Genomic DNA, 20,666 nt, shown 5'->3' with positions numbered 1-20,666 from the left:
TTTGAAGTTTAAGGGAGCGCTCCGGGGTGAGACAGACAATTTTGAGAACTGCTTTAATCATGTTTGTTTTATTGATGGTGTCTGCTTTCTGCCTGCCGGCCATGGCCAGTGAAAGCCAAATTGCCTTTCCGGTAGGAAAGAAGGTCTACGCCGTCAACGGGCAGGAACAGGCCATGGAGGCCCAAACCTTTATCAGCAACGGCAGGACCTACGTGCCCCTGCGTTATCTGGGCGAAGCCCTGGGGGCTGCAGTGAAGTGGGTCAGTGACGGGGGAGATCACGGGCTGCTTATTTTAACGAAGGGCGGCAATGGTGTGGTTTTCCGCCTGGACAGGAAGGAGTATACCGTTATCCGGGGCAACCATGTCACTGTTGCGCAAATGGATGCGGCGCCTGTGTTCAGGGACAACCGGCTGTATCTGCCGGCTAGGTATGTGGCAGAGGTGTTCGGCTACCGGGTGAACTTTGACACAGCCGCCAATGCGGTGCAGCTTTATCCTTCCGGGGACCAAAGGCCGGTTCCGGATGCCCCCGGACAGGAGACGGGAGCGGTGAAGCCGGACCCGTCTCTGGTTAAAGGGCTGCTTTCCACCATATTTGCATTATATACCTTTATGATTTATTAAAGTTCGGCAGTATTGTCACAAAATTGGCCGGGTTTCGTCTTACTCCTTGGATTAATGGAGAATCAAGGGGACGGTTCTCTTGAGTCTGCCGCCCCGTTGGAGGGCATCCATGGCATAAATTCAAGTCGGGGACGGTTCTTGACTTGAATTGCACCGCTGCCCCAAATCACATAATAAGTCAATTGGCTTCCATTTTCTAAGAAAAACAGCCAATTACCATAGGGGAATATTGACACACTGAGTTTGTGGGCCAGAGCGCCGATGCCAGTTTAACCACATATTGCCCGGCCCGCAGGGCGTTTTCCGAATTGTCCACGGCCAGTAAAATTTTCATACAAACACCTCTTTACAAAGGGTTCTGTTTTTGTATTACCATACCACGGTTTTTCTGATTTAGCAAAGGACGTTTCGATAAAAACGATAAAAAACATGACAAAAGTTTCTTGCCTAATAAACGGTTTGTGATATAATAAGGGAAAATTGAACGGCGATGGAGTTCGCCTAACGCTGCCAAGCTGATGACTCCTACCCTTGTATGTACATGGGTAGGAGTTTTTTATTTTCGGTAGGATGTCAAAAATTCAGCAAGTCATAGCCAGAGAAATTCTTGATTCCCGGGGAAACCCCACGGTGGAAGTGGAGGTGGTACTGGAAAGCGGAGCCTGGGGCCGGGCGGCGGTGCCTCCACCGGCACCCGGGAGGCTTTGGAACTGCGGGACGGGGATAAAGACCGCTTCCGCGGCAAAGGGGTTCTCACCGCGGTGGGAAACGTCAACCGGGAAATCGCCCCGGAGGTCATCGGTCTGGATGCCCTGGATCAGCGGGGACTGGATCAACTGATGATTAAACTGGACGGCACCGAAAACAAGGAACGCCTGGGAGCCAATGCCATCCTGGGGGTTTCCCCTGGCGGTGGCCCGGGCCGCGGCGGATTTTCTGGGGCTGCCCCTTTATCAATACCGAGAATTAAAGCGAGTTTAATAAGTGTGGTGATTTTGTGTTTAACATCATCCTGACTGGCTTAACCAGCCTGTTTACCGATATCGGCAGCGAAATGATTTATCCCTTAATCCCCCTCTACCTGGTCAGCCAGCTGGGGGCCACCCCGGCCATTGTGGGGGTGATTGAGGGGTTTGCCGAAAGCCTGGCCAGCCTGTTAAAGGTATTTTCCGGGTACTATTCCGACAAGCTGGGCCGGCGCAAAAACCTGGCCATCGCCGGTTACAGCCTGTCGGCAGCGGCTAAGATTCCTATCATTTTTGCTGCTTCCTGGGCCTGGGTGCTGTTTGGGCGAGTGGCGGACCGCTTCGGCAAAGGCGTCCGCACCGCCCCCCGGGACGCCATCATCGCCGATGCGGCGGAGGAAGGGCAGCGGGGTCGGGCCTTTGGCCTGCACCGTGCTTTAGACACACTGGGGGCGGTGATCGGGGTGGCCCTGGCCTACCTGTTTTTCACCTCCTACCACGGCGACTACCGGACCGTCTTTTTCTGGTCCCTGGTACCGGCCATCATCGGGGTGGGCATTTTATTCGGGGTGCGGGAAAAGGAGCCCAAGGGCCTGCCCAAGAAAGTCCTGTCTCTCAAATGGTCGTCCCTGGACCGGCGGTTAAAGGGTTTCCTGGTGGTGGTTTTCCTCTTTGCCTTGGGTAATTCCTCCAACCAGTTCCTTTTGCTGCGGGCCCACGACCTGGGTTACTCGGCGGCAGATGTGATTTTGCTTTACCTGGTCTATAACCTGGTTTACGCCGCGGTGTCCTACCCGGCGGGGCGGCTGTCGGACATTCTTGGTCGGAGAACCCTGCTGGTAATGGGCTATCTCTTTTACGCCCTAGTTTACCTGGGCTTTGCCCTGGTGACCGAAAAACAGATGTTATGGTATTTGTTTGCCACCTACGGCCTGTATACCGGGGTCACCGAAGGGGTGGAAAAGGCCCTGGTGGCGGACATTGCCCCGACAGACCAAAAGGCCACCATGATGGGGCTGCACGCCACTCTGGTGGGTATCGGCCTGTTACCCGCTTCCCTGCTGGCCGGGGCATTGTGGAAGTGGTTCGGTCCCTCGGTAACCTTTTATTTTGGTGCCGTCACCGGTATACTGGCTGCCGCCGGGCTGCTGGCGGTGCTGGGGCAGCAGCCTGCTAATCGGAAGGTGAAGGGTATGTAAGGTGGGATTATAAACAGGCATACCAGCAAGTAAGGTGAGTACGGTGAAAGGTAAAAACAGAAGCAAGGCAGAATTTTTATGCCAGTCTTGTGGGAGACCGGTGCCGGAAGAAAAGAGCCCTGTATAAAGACGGGCAAGCATTCTGCCCGAGCTGTTTTAAGTGTCTTGACATCGTAGAACTCTGCCTGGAAAGCCTGCAAAGTAAAGCAAACGAGCAAGGGGCGGACCTGCCAACGGTTAGCCCAACAGAACAAAAAGAACGCTGAAGAAAATCCCAACAACCAGAGTAAGGGGGTCAAAAGCATGACAAAGGACATGATGAAAGACCTGTTTGAACGGTTTAAGGTGGGAAATTTCACAGTAACTTTTTGGGACGGTGAGGTCTGCCGGTACGGGCAGTCACCGCCGGTTGTCAACATCATCTTTAAAAAACCCCTTTCCTCAACCTTTAACCCGGACAACCCGCTGCTGTCCCTGGGTGAAGCCTACATGGAAGGGGACTGGGACTTCACAGGGGAATTTGAAGAGATTATCCGTATCATTGAGGAAAACAAGGACCGGTTAAAGCCCGCCGGAATCACCGGAAAACTTACCGGCTTGTTTCAGACGGTGGCCGGTAAGCGAAAGCAAAAGCAAAACATTGAGCACCATTACGATTTGGGTAATGACTTTTTCAGCCTGTGGCTGGACGAAACCCTGAGTTATTCCTGCGCCTATTTTAAACAACCTGACGATTCTCTGTACCAGGCTCAAATCAATAAGATTGACCACATTCTTAAAAAACTTCAGCTAAAGCCTGGCGAGCGCCTGCTGGATATCGGCTGCGGCTGGGGTTGGCTGGTGATCCGGGCAGCCCAACAGTATGGTGTCCGTGCCCTGGGCATTACGCTAAGTGACCAGCAATACGAAGGTGCCCGGCAGAGGGTACGGGAATTAGGGCTGGAGGGTCAGGTAGATATTCAACTGGCTAACTACCTGGATCTTTCTGAGCGGGATTACCAATTTGACAAAATTGTCAGTGTGGGCATGTTTGAACATGTGGGGAAAGACAACATACCGAGTTATATGGACCGGGTTAACAATCTGCTGGTGCCCGGTGGGCTGTCACTGCTGCACACCATTACGGGCATGACCGAGGAACCGGTCAACGCCTGGATCGAAAAATACATTTTCCCCGGTGGTTATATTCCTTCCCTGCGGGAGATTATCGGGCTGCTGCCGGAATACCGGTTTCACCTGCTGCACGCTGAAAGCCTGCGGCTGCACTATGCCAAAACGCTGGATCACTGGTATACCAATTTCACCCGGTGCTGCGACAAGGTGCGGGAAAAGTTCGACGAGCGGTTTGTCCGCATGTGGGGCCTTTATCTAAGGGGCTGCGCCGCTTCCTTCCGGGTCTCCGGGCTGGATATCTACCAGCTGTTGTTCAGCAAGGGGTTAAATAACAGCCTGCCCATGGAATATAGCTTTATCTATAGGGACTAAGAACCTCTAAAAACTTGATAAAATCTCCGAGCTTATGGACCTGGTGTGAGTGGTCTGGCCCATAAGCCGTTAGGGTTTGTTTGGAAACGGACAGGCCTCCGGGAAGCAAGACTGGGTCTCCTGGCTGCTGTTATGGCTGGTTTCGGAGGGGCTATCTCAGAGGTGGGGCCTCCATGATGGTAGGGGGCAACCTGGTTATGGTAGCTGTTTTGGTGACCCAGCAATGAGTTACATAATTTCCAGTAGTAGAAGGTGCTTTAGCCATGAGTATAGATAAATTATCGAAACCCTTAGTAAGGTTTGTTGCGTCTTCTGTGGTTTTTCTCTCTGTGTTTACCGGGATATTTATAAAGCTTGCCGATGAGTTGAGGGAACAGGATTTATACCGGTTTGACTATCCAATTATTCAGCTGGTTCAATCGTATATCGCCCCGCAGTTAACTGGTGTGATGAAGTTTTTTACTTTTATCGGTTCGGGCAAAGCCATTGTGGTCTTGCTTATTATATCGATGTTCCTAATGGTTCGCCGGAAGAAAAATTGGGAAGCCATTTTTTTATTAACCGCAGCATCAGGTGGTGCCCTTTTTAATCTGCTGCTTAAATGGTACTTTCATCGAATCAGGCCAAGTATTCATCCCTTGATTAAAGAAACAGGATACAGTTTTCCCAGCGGCCATTCGATGGAGGCAATCATTTTTTACGGGATGTTAGGATACTTTCTTTGTTTGTTTTTTGAATCAAAGTTTCTGCAACGTCTCAGCGTAATGGGAGCGACCGGAATCATTCTTCTCGTGGGCTTAAGCCGTATTTACCTGGGGGTTCATTATCCCAGCGATGTGTTGGCGGCCTACGCCGCCGGTGGGGTCTGGCTGATTATCTGTTTAACAGGGTTGAAAATCATTGTAGAAGTACGGCAGCAGAACATCCGGCCCGGAGGGGGATATAGAAAAAATAATAATTGAATGGTAACTTTCAAAAAAAAGCACCCTTTTAGGTGCCATAGTAAAGGGGTTGCAACAATGAGGGGTGTTGCAACGATTTATAATTAAATCCCAAGGGTTTTGTTTAGCCTTTTGGCCAGTTCCAGATAAACTTCCTGGGCTGGAATTTTCCGCTCGGCCATTAGAACCAGCAGGTGATAAAGTAAGTCTGCTATCTCGCAAGAGATTTCCCGGGGACTACCGTTTTTGGAGGCAATGATGACTTCTGCCGATTCCTCACCGACTTTCTTACAAATCTTATCAATCCCCTGATCAAACAGGTATCTAGTATAAGAACCTTCAATATCTTCTTCCTTACGGGTTAGGATGATCTCATACAATATGTCAATAATGGATGGTCCAATGTCATGTTGTTTTTGATTTTGTTCACGAATGGACACCGGGAGTCCCCCTCTCTATTTTATTGCGTTTCTTATACTTTCTTGATTCTGCAGATAGACTCCAGAAAACCGAGAGGATGATCAGAGACAAGAGCAACCAGCCGCCATATTCACCTAGATCATATTTTAAATTTAGCAAGTAGCAAGCAATTACGGATAGAATTGTTCCCAGAGCCAGTCGGAGGTCATCAATCAGGAGTCCCCATATTACTAAAAACGCCTTTTTCATTACTGATCCCTCCCTTTAACAGTGGCACAAAGGCTAAAGTATTTAATCTGGAATAAAGAGACAATAAGCAAAACAGTGAGTACAACAAGGATGGACAAGTCACCCTGCCACCATTCAATTCCAATTGCTTCTCCTACCCAGATTACCCCGAAGCAAGTTAGCATGATTCCTATCGCAAACTTTAGCATGTTTTCCGGGATCATGGATAAGGGCTTTTTGAGAAGGAAACCCAGTAAACAAACTAAAGCAATTGCGATTAAGGCACCGGCGACGGCGGAGGGCATGGAATTGGCCGCGACCCCGAAGGTAAGTACAATAAAGGCCGCCTCAAGCCCCTCCAGGAATACCCCGTTAAAAACAGTGGTAAAACCAAAAATATCAATACTTTTACCTTTTTCTACATGAGTTTTTTGTTTTTCTACTTCTTCCAAATAGGCCTTCTCCTCATCGTGCATCTCTTTTAAACCCGCATACCGGGCAATTGCCTTCCTGAGCCAGCGGACCCCGAAGAGTAACAAAGCAAGACCGATTACTAACTGGATGGTATGAAAGGGTACGAGTTTCACCAAGGGGTAGCCTAAGAGACCAACTAGTAATGCGAGAATTACAATTGCCGTAACCGCACCATAGATGGCTGTCTTCCAGCCCTTGGTGAACCCCACAGCTAAAAAAATCGTAAGGGCTTCAACAAATTCTACGGCTGTCCCGAGAAAGCTGGCTGTGACAGTATAAAAGTTCATCCTATTCACACTCCTTAGGTGGTAGTTTAATCGAATTAAATATCCTTGGGTGTAGGATGGGTAGGAGAGAATTGCCCCTCCTACCCGGAGAAAGGCTGTTTAAGCCATTATTTTTTGAAAACCGCCATAATGGGGTAATGATCCGATGCGAAATCCGTTATGGGATTTTTAATGACCTCTTAATTTGGTTTTCCATTTCGTACATTAGCTTCATACCATTTTGGGTAAAATTTTTGGCCTCCTGAATCAATAATACATTTGGTTTGATCTCGTTAATTAGCTCAATCTGAGCATTAAATCTCTTGCCATCGTTTCCATCAAAGCCCTACAAAACTCGGTGTGTATTTTACCCAGTAATAAAGAGTCTGAAAGGCACTTCCGCCAGTTGCGAAAAGAAATCGAAGAAATGGGTGGAGAAGGCTACCTTTTTAAGAGCACCTTAGTGGGGGCGGAGGAAAGGCTGGTTGAGCAGATTAATGAGGCCAGGAACGAGGAGTATACGGAAATCATTGATAAATGTGACGACTTTTTTAAAGAGATAGAGTGTGAGATAAACGATAAGCATTTTACCTATGCGGAGCTGGAAGAAAACGAAGAAGACCTGGAAAAGTTGAAAAAGTGGTACGAAAAAGTGCTGGCCAGGGATTATTTTAAAGTCAGCCTTAGCCAAAAGGCTGGAGAACTCATTCAGCAATGCCAGGAGAAACTAGAGGAATTTAGTGACAGGGTATTTCAGTATGAGGATCAACATGGTCGAAAAAAAAATTAGCTATATTCCTCGTTTATACTTTAGCCGCCGGGAAAACTCTGGACCGCAGTCCGGGGATGAAAGGCGGCTTGGTTTTTAAAGTATTGAAGATAGGCCCGGTGAAAATAAAACTGCACCGTCCCATGGATGGTAAGGTTAAGACACTAACCATCCGGCGGCAGAACGGCAAATGGTACGCTTGCTTTTCAGTGGAGATAGATGCAGTACCACTACCGCCTACCGGTGAATCCTGCGGAATAGACGTTGGGTTAGAAAAGTTTGCCACTACCTCAGACGGAGAAATGTTTGATAATCCCCGGCAGCTGCGCCAGGCAGAAAAGAAACTAAAACAGCACCAACGCCGGGTATCCCGCAGGAAAAAAGGTTCCAACCGCCGGAAGAAGGCTGTCCGGGAACTGGCCCGGTGCCACGAAAAGGTGGCTAACCAGCGCCGGGATCTGCACCATAAAGTTGCCCGTTCCCTGGTAAATCGGTACGATTTGATAGCCATTGAAGATTTGCAGGTTAAGAATATGACCCAGAATCACCACCTGGCCAAGAGTATTGCTGATGCCGGCTGGGGGAACTTCAGGCTAATCCTGACGAGCAAGGCTGAGAGTGCCGGCCGTAAGGTAGTGGAAGTTGATCCCAAGCAAACATCACAACTATGCTCCCGGTGTGGTGCCGAAGTGAAGAAAAAGCTATCCCAAAGGTGGCACCACTGCCCGGTTTGTGGACTATCTATAGACCGGGATGTAAATGCTGCCATTAACATTTTGAAACGAGCAGTATAACTACCGTAAAAATTAAGGGCCCGGACGGGGCCTTCGGGGACGGGGTGCGGCAGCAGCCCGGATGAACCGAGAAGCCTCACGTTTCAACGTGGGGAGTCGTCACTTTGCATACATAAGAACACGGCGCTATTGTGAAATTATTTACAAACCCCGTTGACATCTTTTTGAACAACATCTACGATTGTTATAATACTATATACACCATGCAAATATAAGAGCGAGGCGATGATTTTACTAACCGGTTAATCAGGCTTTAAGCAAAATATCATTTTGAAAGGAGCGGACTTTATGCATTTCCCTGTGTCCGGGGTGGATGTTCTGCCCTTTATTCCGCCGCTGGTGGCGTTCCTGGTTTCCTCTTTAACGGCTTCAGCCGGGGTATCCGGTGCTTTCTTGCTGCTGCCCTTCCAGGTGAGCGTGCTGCACTACACCAGCCCCTCGGTTAGCCCCACCAATCTCATTTATAACATTATCGCCATCCCCGGCGGGCTATACCGTTACATTAAAGAGGGCCGCATGGCCTGGCCTTTGACCTGGGCAGTGGTCATCGGCACGCTGCCCGGCGTATTCTTCGGGGCTTGGATTCGCATTTTGTACCTGCCCAATCCCAAAGCCTTCAAGCTCTTTGTGGGTCTGGTGCTGCTGTACCTGGGTTACCGCCTGCTGTCGGAAGTGATGGGTTGGAACAAGCAGGTGAAAGAGCAGAACAAAATCATGCAGAAAAAGTTTGCCGAGCAGGTGGCAAAACTGAAGGAAGAAAACTCCGGCCGTATGGCTGCCGGTCTTCCGGCGGAAGCTGTTGTAAAGACCAAATCCATCTCCTGGAAGAAGATTGAATACGAATTCTGGGGCGATACCTACTCCTTTAGCACCCTGGCCATCCTCTCCCTGGCCCTGGTGGTGGGCTTAATCGGCGGCATTTACGGCATCGGCGGCGGGGCCATTATCTCCCCCTTCTGCGTAGCGGTGCTGGGCCTGCCGGTCTATACCGTGGCCGGGGCGGCCCTGGCCGGGACCTTCATAACTTCCATTGCCGGGGTTGTTTACTACCACATCCTGGCTGTGAGCAACGTAGCGGGCGGTGCTGCTGTGGCTCCGGACTGGCTGCTGGGTGCCCTCTTTGGTATCGGTGGTCTTTTGGGAACCTATGTGGGTGCCCGCATCCAGAAGTTCCTGCCGGATAAAATCATCAAGGTAATTCTCACCTGTTTAATTCTCTTCCTGGCCTTCAGCTATATCGGGCAGTATTTCTTTAAATAGGCACACGCAAATCCCGACTGTGGTACAGTTCCTCTCCGCAGAAGGGATTTCCTTTTCCAGAGCCGGCCCTGGCAGACCCCATGCTCTTTGATGAGTTACTGGTGCCGGAGTTGGTGGACAAATATTATATCTTTGCCATCGCCACTCAAAAAATGAGACTAGTTATGATTAGAGAATTGAATTGGCGATTGGGTAAACAATTAAAAAATCTTGCAAATTAAGTTTTTTCTGATATAATTAAGTTAATACTTAATTAGTTAGGCGGGGTAAAAACGGTGGAGCTTTTATCCATACTAAAAATTCTCGGAGATGAAACACGCTTTAAAATACTGCAACTGCTCTTAACCAACGATTTTTGCGTGGGGGCCCTGGCCTACCGTCTGGGAATATCCGAAGCGGCTGTTTCCCAGCATATTCAGGTTTTAAGGAAAGGAGGCCTGCTTAAGGGGGAAAAGAGGGGTTACTGGACCCATTACTCCGTGGAAAGGGGCGTTTTAGTCCAGACGGCTGAGGCCCTGCGGGATCTGGCAGCCAGACCGGCGGCCTCGGAATATGTCTGCCAGCGGGAGTCGTTATCAGGAATTAATCGAGGAGAGGAGATAAAGAAGATGTGTAAATGCAAATGTGAACACCCGGAAAAACTTCAGGGAAAATCCGGACAATGCAGCCAGCAACAAATTAAAGAATGTCACGGCGACCAGGAAAATCATTCCTGCGAGAACAAGGATAAAGAATAAGGCAAAAGTCAGAGGGCAGGCGCTTTTTCCTGCCCTTTCGTACTTTCATAATACATAGCACCGATAAAGAGGTGATTAATTGTGAGTTTTACCACGGTTTTGTTTATTGTCACCTTCCTTTTGCTGGCCCTTTCTTGGAGCAGAGATAAGCAGAAAACCAAAAAGGCCCTGAAAATTGCCTGGAAGTCCTTCAGCAACCTGCTGCCTACCATGCTGGGTATTGTCGGCATGATGGGATTGGTGCTGGCGGTTCTGCCGCCGGAGGTTATCAAAACCATCTTCAGCGACCGGAGCATCCCGGGTCTCATCCTGGTTTCCCTGGTGGGTTCCATTACCCTCATGCCTGCCTTTGTGGCCTTCCCCCTGGCGGGGTCGCTTTTGAAGGCCGGGGCCGGTGTCACCGCTGTGGCCTGCTTTATTACCACCCTGATGATGGTGGGAATCATCACCGCTCCGGCAGAAATCAAATATTTCGGCAAGCCCTTTACCCTTAGCCGGAACGTTCTGGGCTTTGGTTTTGCTCTGGTCATCGGGCTTTTGATGGGAGTGCTGGTATGATAATGCGGGTTAGAAAATATGCCCTGTTTTTACTGGTAGTCCTGCTGGATCTGGGACTTCATCTGTCCGGTAGCGGCAAAGGGGCGGTGGCGGCCCAAACGGGCTTTGACTATCTGATAGAAATGCTCCTCTTTATCCCACCCATCATGGTTTTGGTGGGTCTGCTGGATGTCTGGGTGCCCCGCCACATGGTGGAGAAAAATGTGGGCCAGGGGTCGGGGCTAAAGGGAATTCTCATTTCTATACTGGTTGGGTCGGCGGCAGCGGGGCCTCTTTATGCCGGTTTCCCGGTGGCCGATGCTATGCTGAAAAAGGGCTGCCGTTTGGCCAATGCGGTCATCTTCCTCGGCACCTGGGCCACCATTAAAATCCCCATGATTATGATGGAAGTGCGGTTTGTGGGCTGGAAGTTTGCCCTGGTGCGACTTGCCCTGACGCTTCCTGCCATTATCACCACCGGCTTTGTGGTGGAAAAATTTGTGGAAAATTCTAACCCACCGAACCGCACGGGACAACAAATTTCGGCAAAGGCTTGGGAAACAGTCTGACACGCCCAGGCTAATAGCCACCGCAGCCATTAAATTTGCGTTGTTTAAGGGGCTGAAAAGCATAAGACGAACGGCGTGCCCGTTCCAGGACAAGTCATCCTCCCAACCGGGGATGGCTTTTATTTTGAAATTACCTGGTTCCTGTATTGACACCCGGACGAGTCAGTATTAAACTATATTCAAATATAATAATATAGATTGGCAGAACAACAATTACGGGAGAGTGATAACCATGTTGCAGTCCTTTGCGGATTTGGTAGTGTACAACTGGCTGGGGTTAAAGCCCAAGACCCACCTGGCGGATTCCCTGAACTTCTTTATTTACGACACCATTAAGGTCATGCTGCTGCTGGCCACCATTATCTTTGTGGTGTCCATTATCCGCAGTTTCTTCCCGCCGGAAAAGACCAAGAAAATTTTAAGCCATAAGCGAACCTTTCTGGGCAACATCATGGCGGCCCTTTTGGGCATTGTAACCCCCTTTTGCTCATGCTCGGCGGTGCCGCTCTTTATCGGCTTTATTGAGGCCGGCGTGCCCCTGGGGGTAACCTTTTCCTTCCTTATTTCCTCGCCAATGGTCAATGAGGTGGCCCTGATCATGCTCTGGGGCCTCTTTGGCTGGAAGATTGCCATGATTTATATCGCCACCGGCCTTACGGTGGCCATCATTGCGGGGATTGTCATCGGCAAGCTGAAACTGGAACACCTGGTACAGCCCTATGTCTATGAAATTAAAATCGGCGACACCGGGGCGGCGGACGGCAAAATGTCCTGGCAGGAGCGGGCCACTTATGCTTTGAACTACACCAAACAAATCCTGAAAAAAGTGTGGATTTATGTGGTTATTGGTATTGCGGTGGGGGCCGGTATCCACGGCTATGCACCAGAAAACTTCCTGCTGCAGTACGCCGGTAAGGATAATCCCTTTGCGGTTCCCCTGGCGGTACTGATCGGGGTGCCCCTTTATTCTAACGCCGCCGGCACCATCCCCATTGTGCAGGCCCTGATGAGCAAGGGCATGGGTATCGGCACCGCCCTGGCCTTTATGATGGCGGTCACCGCCCTGTCCCTGCCGGAGATGATTATTCTTAAACAGGTGCTGAAGGTGAAGCTCATTGCCATCTTTGCGGGCATTATGGCGGTGGCCATCATCATGGTGGGTTATCTGTTTAACGCTATCATTTAACATGCGGCTGATTTGCGGAGTTTGCGGAAATCATTCGGACGGGCAGAGCATAAATGAACCGGGAATATCCCGGTTTTTGCTTTGTGAGGATAACCTGTGCAAATATGCAAGTATGGAAATTTGAAAGTTTTTGGGATATACTTATATTTAGACAGGATAAGTGCATAGGTCATGTATTTTATTGGACTAATCCAGGAAATGGTAAAAAACGATTTGACAGACATTTAATTCCGTGTCTTTTAAAGCATAGACCGATAAAGGTAAACCTATCGAAAGGTAGGGGCACAAAGCCAGGGGCCTAAGGCTTTATATGGAGCTATGGTAGCCGGTTGCCGAAGGAGATGCTTTTTTTCTATTCTATCTGTACCGATTCGGCCCGATGAGGTCATGAAGGCTTTAGAAAATGCGTTAAAGTAAACATCAGTATAAAGAAAACGCTGGATTCCGGACGTTAACCTTTTAGCAGAAACGGCTTTGGTCGCCCGTCAGGGAAATGGTAATGTTTTTCTTAAGGGTAGTATAAGGAACTGGGAAGGAATGATCAAGAGATGAAAACATTGAAATACGCAAATAGAACATACGTTCCTTCGGGGGGGGGGGGGGCATTATATGTAATTACTACCAAAATTTGGTATTAATTCATATTCCCTATTACAGTGGTTTTAGTTTTCGCGAAAACTTCCATTGTTTGCTTAGCTACCTAAATTGCATATCTAGGTTTTCCCTTCGCTCTTTTCGGGTGCTTGCGAAGGGCCTCATAAATATTTTTTTCTACACGCTTGTTTCCCTGGTATACTCCCACCAGCCTTTCCCATAAACAAAGATCATTAAAGGGCTGAACTTTTCACTAGCTGGAAAAAAATGTATGTTCCAGCAGTGTTAAATCAGCCCTTTAACTTTTAACTATTAAAATTTATTGTGGGAATAATCCGCTATCACCACGAACGGTGGAATGGGAAGGGATACGAGGGGCTGAGGGGACAAATGATACCCTGTGCTTGAAGTTCTAGAGAGACAAAACCAAACGCTTAGTAGGAGGTGATGTCCTGATGAAAAAGGAAATTACCCATAACTTCCTGGCTGCGACAGCCAGTAAAGCAGATAATGCTTATCTGGATGGAGAAATGGATAGTCCCTATGTTTTTGTAAAAAATGGGTACCTTGTTGTCCATCACAAGCCGGAGGGACCCTACCCGGTGGTGATTCCTTGCCCGGGGGCAAGACTGATTGTGAACGGCCAGGAGTGCACTCAACCCACCCCCGTGTCTATGCAAGATACGGTGTTACTAGAGGCGGTGAATGAACGAAGGGAAGGGGAATGGTCTTTAACCATTTCTTCTGATGGTTTACAAGCAATATTGCGGATTAGCCCTACGGTGATAATTCACCGGGAGGTGGCGGAACTCCCGGCTGCCAGTAAACTACAACTGGCGGTAGTGGAACGGGAAGAACGTCTTCCATCCCTTACATGGAACGAATTGTTGCAGGAGTTGTCCCGACTGGGTATTAATTATGGGGTAGATTGGGAAGCATGCTCTCGCGGTGTTACATCCTGCACTGAAGAAGAGGTGGTTATTGCCCGGGGAATCCCTGCGGAACCAGGAAAAGACGGCTGGGTGGAATTGCTTTTTCCTTACAATTCCAAGGTTCCTGTACTGGCGGAGGAAAAGGAAACGGTAGATTTCCGCAAACGGTATGTTTTTACTTCGGTAGTGGAGGGGGAAATCTTAGCTGTCAAACACTTGCCGGGGCTGGGTCGTCCTGGTACCAGCGTGAAAGGAGACGTAATTGTATCGCCGGCGCCCCGGGATTTTGCCCTTTCTGCAGGTGAAGGAGCGGTGCTCACCAGGGATGGTGAACGGGTGGTAGCGGCCCGGGCTGGACGTCCTGTAGCCTACCGTAGCCGTAACTTGGTGAGGGTAAGTGTATTACCTGAACTAGTGCATACGGGCGACGTGGATCTTGCTTCCGGAAACATTGCCTTTAGAGGTGATGTGGTAATTGCCGGTAATGTGGAAGAAGGGATGGCGGTAGAAGCGGGTGGAAATGTTAGGGTAGATGGGTTGGTCTCTGGGGCGAAAATTCAAGCAACGGAATCCATCCTGATCAGGGGAAATATCCTGGCATCGGTAGTAACCGCAGGGGGAACTCCTGCCTTTATGCAAGAAGTCCTTCCACAGGTTCATGTTTTAGCCACCGGCTTACGAGAAATGATCATGGCTATCTATCAGCTGCTTGGTCACCCGGCGTTCAAGCAAGGCGATCTTAAAGGCGGTATCGGTCCTCTGTTGAAGTTACTGTTGGAGGGGAAGTTTCGCCATCTTCCTGCTGCTGCAGAAGCTTTCAAGAAACAAGTTAAAACTCTTCCATCGGGATTAGTCGGTGAAGGCTTGGATGAGTTTATTCAGGAAGTCGAACGGGTAGTGGTTCACTCCCCTTTGGCGATACGTGACATCCAGGAGGTAGAAAAATTGGCTCAACGAGCTTTGAAATGGGAACAAGCCTTTGCGTCTCCGCCCTCTGTGGAAAGTGATGTGGTGGCTTCAAATATCCTCAACTCCACAGTTATGGCAACCGGCGATGTCAGGGTAGTGGGTAGCGGTTGTTATAATTCGCGAATTCAGGCTGGTAAAAAGGTTACTGTACACGGCGTATTTCGCGGGGGTGAGATTCAGGCTGGGGAAGATGTGCATCTGGGGGAACTAGGATCCAGAGGCGGGGCTATTACTAAGGTGGTGGCTGGGCCGAGAGCTATTGTTACCGTAAAATACGCCTTTGAGAACGCTCTGGTATTGGTGGGCGGGCGGGTTTATCGTTTTGATTAGGAAGGAAAAAGATGTCCGATTGTGGTTGGATAAAGAAGGGAATCTGAGATCCTGTGGAATTCCAGCTTGATAAATTCACGATACCCAGAAAGGAGAAATTAATGGCAAAAGATGGATAACAAGAAGTTGCGTATTGAGAAGAATATGAGTTTTATTGAAGAATCCAAGAAATCAATTACTTATCTTAAGAAGAAAGAAGAGTTCTTAAGTAGAATTTTTGAAAACAAGCAGATGCTTATAGTAGTCTGGGCGCTGGATGGTAAAGTTGTTTGGTTCAACAGATATACCCAGGCTGTAATTGGTATAGCGGTCGAGGAACAAACCGAGAGGATATATGTAAGTTCAATAATTCCCAAAGACATAATAAGCCGTATAAAAGAACATTTGGACGATATTGAAGATAGAGACATTCTTTACAAATGTGAAAATCCGATGGTTTTGAAGGACGGCAGACAAATTTATATTATGTGGTATAACAGTAATATGTGCGATGATGAAGGGAACAAGTATGTTGTTTCCACTGGTATAGACATTACAGACCTGAAGAATGCCGAAAGGAGGCTTGAAGAAGCAAATAGTAACCTTCTTGCTTTAAACGAGGAATTGATGGTTCAACAGGAAGAGCTATCTGAAATGAATGAAGAACTTATGGCCCAAGAAGAACAGTTGAGACAGAACTTAATTGAAATACAAAGGCAGCAGGATGCATTGAAAAGAAGTGAAGAACGCTACAGACTGGTAGTTGAAGGAGCAAGCGATGGACTATGGGACTGGGATTTGATAACGGATACGGCATACATATCCGAGAGATGGAAGGATGTCATTGGTTTTGATAAAGAAGTAGTAAATAACTACTGTGAAACATGGACTGAATTTATCCATCCCAGGGATGTTAAAACAGTTATCAATAATCTACATAGTCATCTTGAGAAAAAGACACCATTTTACTTATGCGAATACAGGATCAAAACAAAGGACGGTAGATATATATGGATTTTAAGCAGGGGGAAGGCATTATGGGATGAAGAGGGCAGAGCCATAAGAATAGCAGGGTCGCACACGGATATTACCGGACGGAAGCAAATGGAAAGCAAGTTAAAATACATGGCCTTCTATGACCCTTTAACCAACCTGCCGCGTCGGGATGTTTTTATGGATAGGTTCAAAGCTGCCATGGCAGATGCAAGAAGGAATGGGAAGAAACTTGCAGTGCTTTTTGTCGACCTTGATAATTTCAAAACTATCAATGACTCCTTAGGACATCATACGGGTGACAAGCTGTTGAAGAAGATTGCCAGGAAGCTGACAGCGTGTCTGCGTGAATCAGATACGGTATCCAGAGTGGGCGGTGATGAGTTTGTCATTTTACTGTCTGACATAATTAGTATTGACGATACGGATAAGGTTGCAAACAGAATATTGGAACTGTTCAACCAACCAATAAAGATCAATAATTATGAATTGTATGTCACCGGTAGCATAGGTATTGCCCTATATCCTGATCATGGAAAAAGTGAGAGAGCTATACTCAAAAATGCGGATATAGCTATGTACAAGGCCAAAGGAAAGGGGAAAAATGGTTTTCAATATTTTGACAGCATTATGAGGAGCGAGGTAGAATTTGCCAACACAATAAAAAGAGATTTAGGGTTGGCTTTGGAAAAAAATCAGTTTTTTCTGTGCTATCAGCCTCTTGTTGATGTAAGGACTGGTAAAGTAGCGAGCATGGAGGCACTATTGAGGTGGCAGCATCCTAAAAAAGGGATAATTAGCCCTTTTCACTTTATTCCTATTGCTGAAGAGACACGACAGATAATATCTATAGGTGAATGGGTGTTAAGGACAGCTTGCAGGCAAAAGAAAGAATGGCTTAATATGGGGTATTCTGGTTTCAGTGTTTCGGTGAATGTTTCAGTGCATCAGCTGCAGCAACCTGATTTCGCGAAGGTTGTGTGTGAAATACTAAACGAAATTGAACTTGACCCGAGACACCTGGAACTGGAGATTACTGAAACCGTCCTTATAAAAGCAATGGACACGGTGGTTAGAAATCTTTATCACTTGAAGGAAATTGGGGTCAAAATAATAATAGATGATTTCGGAACGGAAAACAGTTCTTTCAGATACATGCAAAAATTTAACTTTGATGGTTTAAAAATTGACAAGTCGTTTGTGAGTGAGATAAAGGTAGATGTAAATAAGGCTATTGTTGATGCGATTATTTTATTGGGACACAGGATGGAACTCGGCGTAACTGCTGAAGGTGTGGAAACAAAAGAGCAGCTTGATTGTCTTGTAAAGTGTGGGTGCGATAAAGTTCAAGGTTATTATTTCAGCAAACCGTTGCCTCCGGACGAAGCTATTCGAATGGTTCAGAAATCGGTCTGACCCTTTCATTATTGGTTGTGCCTTATAGGCATGGCCTCATAGCTCCTGCAATGTAAACCTGATTAACTAAAAAGGTTGACAATATTTTTTTCTGTGGATATTATAGTTAATTAAGATCGACAAAAAAAGGGAAGGGTATATGAGCAAAATTTTGCAACATATCAAGAATAAACTGCTAAATGGGAAGTTGATTGACTTTGAAGAAGCGCTGGAACTGTCTGAGGATAGGCTTGAAAATGAGGAATTATTTAACCTGGCAGATGAGATATGCAAAAAATATATGGGGAATAAGGTTGACCTGTGCTCCATCATCAATGCAAAGTCGGGAAAATGTTCTGAGAACTGCAAATACTGTGCCCAGTCCGGGCATTACAACACCGGGGTTCCCAGTTATCCGCTCATCGATATCCAGGAAGTGTTGGCCTTAGCAAAAGAGAACGAAAAAAACGGCGTTCACAGGTTTTCAATTGTAACCAGTGGAGGAAGCCTGACCAACAATGATTTTGAAAAAGTTCTAGAAATGATTGAAGCCTTGCGGGCGGAGACAACTTTAAAGCTGTGTGCGTCTCTTGGCAGTATCTCCTTTGACCGGGCATTACGTCTAAAAGAAGCAGGTCTTTCATTATACCACCACAATATTGAAACCTGCAAGGAATACTATGCAAACATCTGCGACACCCATACCTATGATGACAGAATACATACCATTAAAAATGCAAAAAAGGCAGGGCTTGAAGTGTGCTGCGGCGGTATCATCGGAATGGGCGAAAGTATGGAACAAAGGATCAAAATGGCCTTTGAAATCAGGGAGCTGGGTATTACATCGATTCCCATCAATATCCTGAATCCCATTAAAGGGACACCCCTGGAACAGGTCGAGAAAATTGAACCGCTGGAAATAATAAAGACTATTTCAATGTTCCGGTTAATTATACCCTATGCTTCCATCAGGTATGCCGGTGGGAGAAACGCATTGGGAGAACTCCAGCAAAAGGGTTTTATGGCCGGCATCAATGCGGTGATGGTTGGGAACTACCTGACAACGGTAGGGAATACAATTGCAGATGACGTGAAAATGATACAGGAAATTGGTTTGGAGGTATAGCCTTGGCAAGGGAAATATTTGTACTAGGGACAGATACAGATGTCGGCAAGACCGTGATATCGGCAGGCATTATGTACAGGCTTCTGTTAAAAGGGTATAAGGCCTGCTATTTCAAGCCTGTTTCCAGTGGTGGAGCAGACATTGGGAGAGACTTCTATTCCTATGATGTATCCTTTGTCAAAAACGTTTCGGGATTCCATGAAGTGGAAGACAGGATAAATCCTTTTCGATTTAAAACGCCGGTTTCACCTCACCTGGCGTCATCTCTTGAAAACAAGAAAATAAACATCAACGTAATATTGGATACGTACAAAGAATTAAAAAAGAAATACGATTTCATCCTGGTAGAAGGATGTGGAGGGCTTGCCGTCCCCTTGACAGATGAAGGATACATGCAGTACCAGCTGATCAAGGAGCTTGGCCTGGGGTGTGTTTTGGTTTCGAAGACGACTCTGGGCACCATCAACCATACACTTTTGACACTGAAGTTTGCTGAAAACATTGGCATAAAGATCGAAGGCATACTTTTTAACGGCTACAATGGAAGCCGCATGGAGGACGACAATATCAAAACAATAGGGAAGCTGGCGGATATTCCTGTCCTCGGCGTCATACCCAGAATAGTAGGAATTAATGTTGAAAACCTGCAAACAGGCAATTTGAAAGCTGCTTTTGAGGAATCAACATGTATTGAGGATTTAATTGCCGGAACGAGGATTGAAAGCAAATGTACAATTTTGCGGAAGCTTTGGAATCGATAAAGAAAAAAGGTCTTTATCGAGAAATGTTTTATCTTGATGCTGCGCAGGGACCGCATACGCTGGTTGATGGCAAAAAGATGCTTCTGCTGTCATCGAACAACTATTTGGGTTTATGTAACGATGATCGGCTTAAGGAAGCGGCCATTGCAACCATAAGAGAGTTCGGAGTGGGAGCGGGCGGCTCAAGACTTACCACAGGAAGCTACAAGCTGCATAGAGAACTGGAAGAAAGGCTTGCCCGATTTAAGGGAACGGAAGCCTGTCTGGTTTTCAGCACTGGATATGCAGCAAATTTAGGAACAATTGCGGGTCTTACGGACAAGGAATGGGTCGTCTTTTGCGACCGGCTGAACCATGCAAGCATCATTGACGGCTGCCGCTTAAGCGGAGCAAAGCTTGTAATATACAAGCATTGTGACATGAGCGATCTTGAGAATAAGATTAAAAGGTATCACACAGGTAAAGGCTTGATCGTGAGCGACGGGGTGTTCAGCATGGACGGAGATATAGCGCCCCTTGCTGAAATTGTAAAACTGGCGAAAAAATACTCGCTAATGACCATGGTTGACGATGCCCACGCTACAGGTGTTTTAGGACCGAACGGGGGAGGCACCGTCGATTATTTTGGCTTAGAAGACGAAGTAGATATTCAAATGGGTACCTTGAGCAAGGCTTTCGCAAGCGAAGGAGGATATATCGCCGGGAAGCAGATCTTGATAGACTACCTGAGACACAAGGCAAAAAGTTTTATCTACTCGACGGCCCTGGCGCCGCATAATATAGCCGTTTCGTTAAAAGCACTGGAGCTCATTCAAAAAGAGCCTGAAAGAAGAAAAAGCCTGCTCGAGAAATCTCGCTGGTTCAGAGGCGAATTGGTTAAAAATGGTTTTGATGTACCAATGAACAACACACCGATTATACCGTTAATGGTTGGAGAAGCAGACAAGGCGGTTACATTCAGCAGGATCCTATATGATGAGGGAGTCTATGTTCCTGCGATCAGGCCGCCGACGGTTCCCAATGGATCCAGCCGGCTGCGTTTTTCCATCATGGCGACTCATACCGATGAGGATTTGGCGATGGCACTCCAAAAGAGTATCGTTATTGGAAAAGAACTGGGTTTGATTTGAA

General features: G+C 47.4%; 20 protein-coding genes, 2 pseudogenes and 3 riboswitches. Of the genes and pseudogenes, 18 read left to right on the top strand and 4 right to left on the bottom strand.

Features of this window, described 5'->3' with window-relative positions; genetic code table 11:
* The first annotated feature begins 26 nt into the window (after positions 1–26).
* On the top strand, positions 27–626 hold the full coding sequence (locus BUB67_RS04570; RefSeq protein ID WP_073236455.1) for a copper amine oxidase N-terminal domain-containing protein: 600 nt from the start codon (positions 27–29) through the stop codon (positions 624–626).
* 196 nt (positions 627–822) lie between these two features.
* Here the strand turns inward: BUB67_RS04570 and BUB67_RS16815 are convergent, their stop codons facing one another.
* Entirely contained in the window at positions 823–960 is a 138-nt protein-coding gene (locus tag BUB67_RS16815; protein WP_238456953.1) for a hypothetical protein, read from the bottom strand.
* 143 nt (positions 961–1,103) lie between these two features.
* Positions 1,104–1,161: riboswitch (Fluoride riboswitch) on the top strand.
* 35 nt (positions 1,162–1,196) lie between these two features.
* On the opposite strand from BUB67_RS16815, the pseudogene eno reads away from it, so the two are divergent.
* From eno to BUB67_RS04550, 5 genes and pseudogenes are all read left to right on the top strand, one after another.
* A pseudogene (gene eno, locus BUB67_RS04565) lies at positions 1,197–1,586 on the top strand (phosphopyruvate hydratase); the annotation flags it as partial.
* A 37-nt stretch (positions 1,587–1,623) separates the two neighbouring features.
* Positions 1,624–2,790, top strand: coding sequence for an MFS transporter (locus tag BUB67_RS04560; protein ID WP_073236452.1), 1,167 nt, complete (start codon positions 1,624–1,626; stop codon positions 2,788–2,790).
* Between the two features lie 303 nt (positions 2,791–3,093).
* Entirely contained in the window at positions 3,094–4,275 is a 1,182-nt protein-coding gene (locus BUB67_RS04555) for an SAM-dependent methyltransferase (protein WP_073236449.1), read from the top strand.
* A 13-nt stretch (positions 4,276–4,288) separates the two neighbouring features.
* Positions 4,289–4,400, top strand: a riboswitch (molybdenum cofactor riboswitch).
* Positions 4,375–4,472, top strand: a pseudogene (locus BUB67_RS16810) (ABC transporter permease); the annotation flags it as partial. (Overlaps the previous riboswitch by 26 nt.)
* A 66-nt stretch (positions 4,473–4,538) precedes the next feature.
* On the top strand, positions 4,539–5,237 hold the full coding sequence (locus tag BUB67_RS04550; protein WP_073236446.1) for a phosphatase PAP2 family protein: 699 nt from the start codon (positions 4,539–4,541) through the stop codon (positions 5,235–5,237).
* A gap of 83 nt (positions 5,238–5,320) precedes the next feature.
* On the opposite strand, the gene hisE is transcribed toward BUB67_RS04550, so the two are convergent.
* From hisE to BUB67_RS04535, 3 genes are read right to left on the bottom strand one after another with little or no spacing between them, the layout of a single operon-like run.
* Positions 5,321–5,656 (bottom strand): phosphoribosyl-ATP diphosphatase, encoded by a 336-nt coding sequence (gene hisE / locus BUB67_RS04545; RefSeq protein ID WP_084127638.1) that lies wholly within the window; start codon positions 5,654–5,656, stop codon positions 5,321–5,323.
* The gene (locus BUB67_RS04540; RefSeq protein ID WP_073236443.1) at positions 5,643–5,885 is read right to left on the bottom strand and encodes a hypothetical protein; all 243 of its coding nucleotides are present in this window, start codon (positions 5,883–5,885) and stop codon (positions 5,643–5,645) included. Before BUB67_RS04540 ends, hisE begins: the two co-directional genes overlap by 14 nt.
* Positions 5,885–6,625: a COG4280 domain-containing protein gene (locus BUB67_RS04535; protein ID WP_073236440.1), complete on the bottom strand. Its 741-nt coding sequence runs from the start codon at positions 6,623–6,625 to the stop codon at positions 5,885–5,887. The genes BUB67_RS04540 and BUB67_RS04535 overlap by 1 nt, the downstream gene beginning before the upstream one ends.
* A 286-nt stretch (positions 6,626–6,911) precedes the next feature.
* Here BUB67_RS04535 and BUB67_RS04530 point away from each other — a divergent pair, with 286 nt between their 5' ends.
* The 12 genes from BUB67_RS04530 to bioF all read left to right on the top strand — a co-directional run bounded on the left by BUB67_RS04530 (position 6,912) and on the right by bioF (position 20,665).
* Positions 6,912–7,394: a Chromate resistance protein ChrB gene (locus tag BUB67_RS04530; protein ID WP_073236437.1), complete on the top strand. Its 483-nt coding sequence runs from the start codon at positions 6,912–6,914 to the stop codon at positions 7,392–7,394.
* A 68-nt stretch (positions 7,395–7,462) separates the two neighbouring features.
* Complete coding sequence (locus tag BUB67_RS04525) at positions 7,463–8,167, top strand: RNA-guided endonuclease InsQ/TnpB family protein (RefSeq protein WP_159431806.1); 705 nt, start codon at positions 7,463–7,465, stop codon at positions 8,165–8,167.
* A 288-nt stretch (positions 8,168–8,455) separates the two neighbouring features.
* Positions 8,456–9,427 (top strand): sulfite exporter TauE/SafE family protein, encoded by a 972-nt coding sequence (locus BUB67_RS04520; protein WP_073236431.1) that lies wholly within the window; start codon positions 8,456–8,458, stop codon positions 9,425–9,427.
* Positions 9,428–9,702: 275 nt separating this feature from the next.
* Positions 9,703–10,164, top strand: coding sequence for an ArsR/SmtB family transcription factor (locus BUB67_RS04515; RefSeq protein WP_073236428.1), 462 nt, complete (start codon positions 9,703–9,705; stop codon positions 10,162–10,164).
* Between the two features lie 81 nt (positions 10,165–10,245).
* On the top strand, positions 10,246–10,722 hold the full coding sequence (locus BUB67_RS04510; protein WP_073236425.1) for a permease: 477 nt from the start codon (positions 10,246–10,248) through the stop codon (positions 10,720–10,722).
* Positions 10,719–11,270: a permease gene (locus BUB67_RS04505; RefSeq protein ID WP_238456952.1), complete on the top strand. Its 552-nt coding sequence runs from the start codon at positions 10,719–10,721 to the stop codon at positions 11,268–11,270. The genes BUB67_RS04510 and BUB67_RS04505 overlap by 4 nt, the downstream gene beginning before the upstream one ends.
* Positions 11,271–11,502: 232 nt before the next feature.
* On the top strand, positions 11,503–12,456 hold the full coding sequence (locus BUB67_RS04500) for a permease (RefSeq protein ID WP_073236422.1): 954 nt from the start codon (positions 11,503–11,505) through the stop codon (positions 12,454–12,456).
* A 249-nt stretch (positions 12,457–12,705) separates the two neighbouring features.
* Positions 12,706–12,793, top strand: a riboswitch (cyclic di-GMP riboswitch).
* A 712-nt stretch (positions 12,794–13,505) separates the two neighbouring features.
* Positions 13,506–15,281 carry a DUF342 domain-containing protein gene (locus BUB67_RS04490; RefSeq protein WP_200798123.1) on the top strand — a complete coding sequence of 592 codons (1,776 nt, stop codon included), beginning with the start codon at positions 13,506–13,508 and terminating at the stop codon, positions 15,279–15,281.
* Positions 15,282–15,407: 126 nt separating this feature from the next.
* Entirely contained in the window at positions 15,408–17,669 is a 2,262-nt protein-coding gene (locus BUB67_RS04485) for a GGDEF and EAL domain-containing protein (protein WP_200798122.1), read from the top strand.
* Positions 17,670–17,808: 139 nt separating this feature from the next.
* The gene (gene bioB / locus BUB67_RS04480) at positions 17,809–18,774 is read left to right on the top strand and encodes a biotin synthase BioB (protein ID WP_073236413.1); all 966 of its coding nucleotides are present in this window, start codon (positions 17,809–17,811) and stop codon (positions 18,772–18,774) included.
* A gap of 2 nt (positions 18,775–18,776) precedes the next feature.
* Entirely contained in the window at positions 18,777–19,535 is a 759-nt protein-coding gene (bioD, locus tag BUB67_RS04475) for a dethiobiotin synthase (RefSeq protein WP_073236409.1), read from the top strand.
* Positions 19,502–20,665, top strand: coding sequence for an 8-amino-7-oxononanoate synthase (gene bioF / locus BUB67_RS04470; RefSeq protein WP_073236407.1), 1,164 nt, complete (start codon positions 19,502–19,504; stop codon positions 20,663–20,665). The genes bioD and bioF overlap by 34 nt, the downstream gene beginning before the upstream one ends.
* The last annotated feature ends 1 nt before the right edge of the window (position 20,666 follow it).

The sequence above is a fragment of the Desulforamulus putei DSM 12395 genome (genome assembly GCF_900129195.1).
Lineage (GTDB): Bacteria > Bacillota > Desulfotomaculia > Desulfotomaculales > Desulfotomaculaceae > Desulfotomaculum > Desulfotomaculum putei.
This window is presented reverse-complemented; position numbering and strand designations above follow the sequence as displayed.

Excerpts from the sequence above, each read along its gene's own strand:
- BUB67_RS04520 (WP_073236431.1), top strand. The coding sequence starts at position 8,456 with ATGCATTTCCCTGTGTCCGGGGTGGATGTTCTGCCCTTTATTCCGCCG.
- BUB67_RS04535 (WP_073236440.1), bottom strand. The coding sequence starts at position 6,625 with ATGAACTTTTATACTGTCACAGCCAGCTTTCTCGGGACAGCCGTAGAA.
- BUB67_RS04505 (WP_238456952.1), top strand. The coding sequence starts at position 10,719 with ATGATAATGCGGGTTAGAAAATATGCCCTGTTTTTACTGGTAGTCCTG.
- bioB (WP_073236413.1), top strand. The coding sequence starts at position 17,809 with ATGAGCAAAATTTTGCAACATATCAAGAATAAACTGCTAAATGGGAAG.
- BUB67_RS04490 (WP_200798123.1), top strand. The coding sequence starts at position 13,506 with ATGAAAAAGGAAATTACCCATAACTTCCTGGCTGCGACAGCCAGTAAA.
- bioF (WP_073236407.1), top strand. The coding sequence starts at position 19,502 with ATGTACAATTTTGCGGAAGCTTTGGAATCGATAAAGAAAAAAGGTCTT.
- BUB67_RS04500 (WP_073236422.1), top strand. The coding sequence starts at position 11,503 with ATGTTGCAGTCCTTTGCGGATTTGGTAGTGTACAACTGGCTGGGGTTA.
- BUB67_RS16815 (WP_238456953.1), bottom strand. The coding sequence starts at position 960 with ATGAAAATTTTACTGGCCGTGGACAATTCGGAAAACGCCCTGCGGGCC.
- BUB67_RS04555 (WP_073236449.1), top strand. The coding sequence starts at position 3,094 with ATGACAAAGGACATGATGAAAGACCTGTTTGAACGGTTTAAGGTGGGA.
- BUB67_RS04550 (WP_073236446.1), top strand. The coding sequence starts at position 4,539 with ATGAGTATAGATAAATTATCGAAACCCTTAGTAAGGTTTGTTGCGTCT.
- BUB67_RS04540 (WP_073236443.1), bottom strand. The coding sequence starts at position 5,885 with ATGAAAAAGGCGTTTTTAGTAATATGGGGACTCCTGATTGATGACCTC.